The sequence below is a fragment of the Pseudomonas emilianonis genome, from assembly GCF_023072625.1.
In the GTDB taxonomy this organism is placed as follows: Bacteria; Pseudomonadota; Gammaproteobacteria; order Pseudomonadales; family Pseudomonadaceae; genus Aquipseudomonas; species Aquipseudomonas paraveronii.
In genome coordinates, this window is record NZ_JAKNRV010000663.1 from 1 (window position 1) to 1,332 (window position 1,332).

The 1,332-nt window shown below is 64.9% G+C and carries 2 protein-coding genes; both read right to left on the reverse strand.

The genetic code is table 11. From position 1 onward, the window contains the following. Positions 1 to 771 (reverse strand): FAD/NAD(P)-binding protein (locus L9Z73_RS30650; RefSeq protein WP_247408705.1); only part of this gene is annotated, 771 nt, incomplete at its 3' end. Positions 772 to 783: 12 nt separating this feature from the next. After that, positions 784 to 1,332 (reverse strand): ABC transporter ATP-binding protein (locus L9Z73_RS30655; protein WP_247408707.1); only part of this gene is annotated, 549 nt, incomplete at its 5' end.

The following is a 1,332-nucleotide window of genomic DNA, read 5'->3' on the forward strand; positions in this document are numbered from 1 at the left end:
GCGCAGGCGGTGGTCGGCGGCGAGAAAATCGTCCCAGACCGGTGGCTGTCGACGCACATGGGGCAGCAGACCGTGGCGCGAGAACACCTCGATCGGCCCCCGGTGCCCGGCCTGTTCCAGGGACACCACGGCATCGACCATGGTCAGCCCGGAACCGATGATCAGCACCGTGGACCGGGGGTCGAGTTGGGTCATGGCCTGCACGTCCCACGGGTCTACCGCGGCGGCGTTCAAACCGCTGGATTCAGTCTGCGGCGTGCGCGCCGCCGGGAACATCCCGGTGGCCAAGACCGCCTGGGCGCCGCGCAGTTGCTGGCCGTTATCCAGGGTCAGCAGCGTCGAGGCGTGCTCCACTTGCAGGTCGACCACTTCGGCGCGGAGATGCTCGACGGTGGACGTCGACAGCGCCTTGGCCTCAGCCAAGCGCTGCTGCGCGTACAAGCCGAAAATCCCGCGCGGCGGGAACAACTCGCTGATCGGCACGTGCTGCTGGTCCGACTCCGGCCAGCCACCAGCGCCGATGTAATCGGTAAGCCATTGAGTCAGGTCGTCGGCGTTATCCGGATCGACACTCATGCGCGCCGCGTTACCGTTCAAGGTATGGCCCAGCTCGACCGCACTGTAGGCCTCGCCGCGGCCAAGTTCGGCGCGCGGTTCGATCACCAGGATCTGCCGCGAACCGGGCAGGCGCAGCAGTTGCACGGCCAGCATCGTGCCGCTCAGGCCGCCACCGATGATCAGGACATCAGCGTTGCGGATGGATTCAGTCATGCCTGTTCGCCTTTACTGTTTACCCAGATAGATGTCATGCAAATCGCCGCGCGCCAACAGTTCAGCGGCATTGCCACTCAAGACCACGCGCCCAGTGTCCAGCACATAGCCGTGGGACGCATAGTTGAGTGCGACGTTGATGTTCTGCTCGGCAATCAGGAAGCTCACCTGCTGCTCGCGGTTGAGCTGCGCGATGATCTCGAATATCTCCTGCACGATCATAGGCGCCAAACCCATGGACGGCTCGTCGAGCAGTACCAAAGTAGGACGGGTCATCAACGCCCGGCCGATGGCGACCATCTGCTGCTCGCCGCCGGAGGTGAGACCGGCGCGGGTGTGGCGCTTGGTCTTGAGCCTGGGGAACCAGGCGTAGATGCGCTCCAGATCGGCGTCCATGGCCTTGCGGCTCAGGCGGCGTACAAAGCCGCCGCTGCGCAGGTTGTCCTCTACCGTCAGTTGACCGAACACATGGCGCCCCTCCAGCACATGCACCATACCCTGGCGCACCCGTTGGCTGGGGTCGACACCGGCCAGGTCATGGCCGGCGTATTCGATCACGCC